This is a genomic window from Mesorhizobium sp. L2C066B000 (assembly GCF_000502335.1).
GTDB lineage: Bacteria > Pseudomonadota > Alphaproteobacteria > Rhizobiales > Rhizobiaceae > Mesorhizobium.
The window spans coordinates 1-2,891 of sequence record NZ_AYWZ01000046.1 but is presented as its reverse complement, the minus strand read 5'-3'; the positions used below and the strand labels follow the sequence as shown (position 1 = coordinate 2,891).

Sequence of the window (2,891 nt, the reverse complement as noted above, 5' to 3'; positions counted from 1 at the left end):
CCGCCCCCACCTGCGCCGTCTGGTGCGGGCGATCCGGATCAACTGGCCGAACATTCGAATCCTGCTCCGCGGCGATAGCCCTTACTGCAACCCGCAGGTCCTCGACTGGTGCCGCGCCAACGACGTCGACTTCATCTTTGGCCTCGCGCCCACCCCGACCCTGCGCAAGCATGTCGCGGATCTGGAGGCCAGCACGACCGCGCGCTTCGAAGCGTCGGCCAAGACAGGCAAGGTCCGCAGGTTCAAGAAGTTCGTTGACGGAGCCCGCGGCGCGGCCGGGCCGGCAGCACTCAGGCGACTATAACGGGCGCAGAGCCGACCCTGCGGCTTCCAGACATTGTCGTGTACAGCTTCAGACCCTCAAGCCGAGCCCGCATGGCCTCGCTTACCTTTTACGGGGCGGCGGTACGTCCAAGCCGGTTCAACAGTTAAGAATTTCGCAAAGACGATACCCCCGGATCCTCGAGCTTCCGCTGCCACTTCCCGCATGCGCCGAGGCGGTCAATGACCCGCCCTTCACAAGGTTATCCGGCAAGCATCTAGGTGCGAGAGATAATGTTGCCGGAAGCATCTTTCATGGCTTCTACACCTGCCTGAACGCCAGAACCGCGTTCGTGCCGCCAAAGGCGAAGGAGTTGCTCAGTGCCACGCGCACCTTGCGCTCGCGTGCCACATTGGGCGTGACGTCGAGATCGCAATCGGGGTCCAGCTCACGATAATTGGCAGTCGGCGGCACGACGCTCTCGCGGATAGCCATCACGCAGGCGATCAACTCGAGCGCGCCGGACGCGCCGAGGCAATGCGCGTGCATGGACTTGGTAGAAGAAATGGACATTGAGAAGGCGTGCTGACCGAAGACGCGCTTGATCGCCGCCGTCTCGATCTGGTCGTTGGCCTTGGTGCCGGTGCCGTGCGCGTTGAGATAGTCGACATCCTCGGCGTCCAGCCTGGCATCGGCAAGGCAGGCCCGCATTGCTGCCTCCGGCCCCTCGACAGTCGGCGCGACGATGCCGGACGCATCGGCGGAAAGGCCGACACCGGCGATTTCGGCAAGGATGGTGGCGCCCCGAGCCAGGGCATGCTCGTAGCTTTCCAGCACCGCCATGCCGGCGCCTTCACCAAGCGACAGCCCCTGGCGATCGGCCGAGAATGGCCGGCAAGTATCGGGCGAAAGCACGCGGATCGCTTCCCATGCCTTCAGCACACCCCATATGAGCGGCGCTTCACTGCCGCCGGCAAGCATCACGTCGGCCCGGCCGAGCCTGATCTGGTCCACCGCGCAGGCAATCGCATGGTTTGCCGAGGAACAGGCGGACGTGACGCCGAAGACCGGCCCGCGCAGGCCGAGACTCATGCTGACCTGGCCGGCAGCGGCACCCGGCATCGCCTTGGGTACAGTCAAGAGAGCGGCACGCTTACCGCCCAGAAGGATGGCGCGGTAGGTTTGCTCGATCGCATCCCACCCGCAGCCGCCAACGCCCACCGTCGCACCGAAGCGATAGCTATTTCCGTCTTTGGAGGAAAGTCCGGCCTGACGCATGGCTTCGCGCGCCGCAAGCACAGCGAGCAGGCTGAAGCGGTCCATGGAGATGAGTTGCTTGCTGTCGATGTCATGCTCCGGCAGGGCCTTGATCTCGGCACCGATCCTGACCCTCAATTCATGGAACTCGGAGTTGACGATTGGGCCGATGGCGGAGCGGCCTTCTCGCATCTCTGTCCAAATGGCGGCGGCGTTGGTTCCAAGCCCGCAAATCCCGCCAATCCCAGTAATCACGACGCGCCTGTCCATTCACACCCCCGTAGGGAGCAAGCTGCGCACGGCTTCCACCATGCCCCCAACATTCTGGAGATCCGACCATGCCTCGGCCGTATTCATCTCGATCTCGATGCCGTAGGCCTGCTCCAGGTCCCAGAGAACGTCCGCCAATCCCAGTGAATCGATACCGAGCGAAGTCAGTCCCGTGGCAGCCGTTATTTCGCCGCCCGTGGCAGGCGCTATGCCGCCCTCCGACGCGGCGCGCTTCTTGATCATTGCGATTATTTCGTTGGCGAGTTGATCTGCCATCTTGTTCCTTTCCAGCTTGCGTTTTCGGCGTCGTTCAAAACCCGAGTCGCGTCGCGTTGCCAAAATTGCCCCTCATAGAGCCTGTGCGCCGACCAAGCCCAATGCCCATAGGAACCGGACGAGTTCCGGCTTCTGCGGCGTCAGCCCGATGACGAAGAAAAGTCGCCGGCCTCCCGCTTTTGCGCCAGCACATCAAGAATCTGCGTGTAAATGGATAGGAACCGTCGTCAAACGTCAGCTAAACGCTGCGACGGTGGGTGCTGTCAGCGTATTCACTCGGCACCTCATATGTAATCGAGATGTTTCATTGCTCCGGACCAGTTGCGATCAACTATGTACCGGTCGCCATTCGTCGGAGAGTTCGACATGATTTGGAGCGCTGCCTCTCATTCCCAGTACAATCTCCACCGCACGCGACAGATTTCCTCTTTCGGGCTCTTCTCAAGGGACTCGCCACGCGATAGAGGCAGTGATCGGCGCACGTGAGGTCCTGCCAGGTCCATGCGACATTCCGGAAAATTGGTAAAATCGTTTGTTTCAATCAAATTCATCCACGCTATGGATAGCTAAGACATGCGTTTCAAAGGGCTCGATCTGAATCTTCTCGTCGTTCTCGACGCGCTGCTTAGCGAGCGCGGCCTCACGGCGGCGGGACGCAGCATCAACCTAACCATTCATGGGGGTTGGTGGATGTGGCGCAAGCCCGTTGAAATGACGTAGGATTTGGTTGCTTAAGCCGATCCGAAATTTCCCGGAGACCACCCCCACCATGAACGATCTTGCGCTGCCGCTGAGCGGTTTGTCATCAGTCGGCGGCTAGTCCGTC

General features: G+C 61.3%; 2 protein-coding genes and 2 pseudogenes. 2 read left to right on the top strand and 2 right to left on the bottom strand.

Annotated elements, in window-relative coordinates; all coding sequences use genetic code 11:
* Positions 1–265: pseudogene (locus X733_RS0136455) on the top strand (transposase); the annotation flags it as partial.
* A 318-nt stretch (positions 266–583) separates the two neighbouring features.
* On the opposite strand, the gene X733_RS136545 reads toward X733_RS0136455, so the two are convergent.
* Together X733_RS136545 and X733_RS136550 are read right to left on the bottom strand one after the other, a co-directional pair.
* The gene (locus X733_RS136545) at positions 584–1,789 is read right to left on the bottom strand and encodes a beta-ketoacyl-[acyl-carrier-protein] synthase family protein (RefSeq protein WP_031194397.1); all 1,206 of its coding nucleotides are present in this window, start codon (positions 1,787–1,789) and stop codon (positions 584–586) included.
* Positions 1,790–2,065, bottom strand: coding sequence for an acyl carrier protein (locus tag X733_RS136550; protein ID WP_023673543.1), 276 nt, complete (start codon positions 2,063–2,065; stop codon positions 1,790–1,792).
* A 573-nt stretch (positions 2,066–2,638) separates the two neighbouring features.
* Here X733_RS136550 and X733_RS1000000170040 point away from each other — a divergent pair.
* Positions 2,639–2,737: pseudogene (locus tag X733_RS1000000170040) on the top strand (LysR family transcriptional regulator); the annotation flags it as partial.
* Positions 2,738–2,891 lie beyond the last annotated feature (154 nt).

What these genes read in the sequence shown, in the direction of transcription:
- X733_RS136545 (WP_031194397.1), bottom strand. Translation starts at nt 1,789, where the DNA reads ATGGACAGGCGCGTCGTGATTACTGGGATTGGCGGGATTTGCGGGCTT.
- X733_RS136550 (WP_023673543.1), bottom strand. Translation starts at nt 2,065, where the DNA reads ATGGCAGATCAACTCGCCAACGAAATAATCGCAATGATCAAGAAGCGC.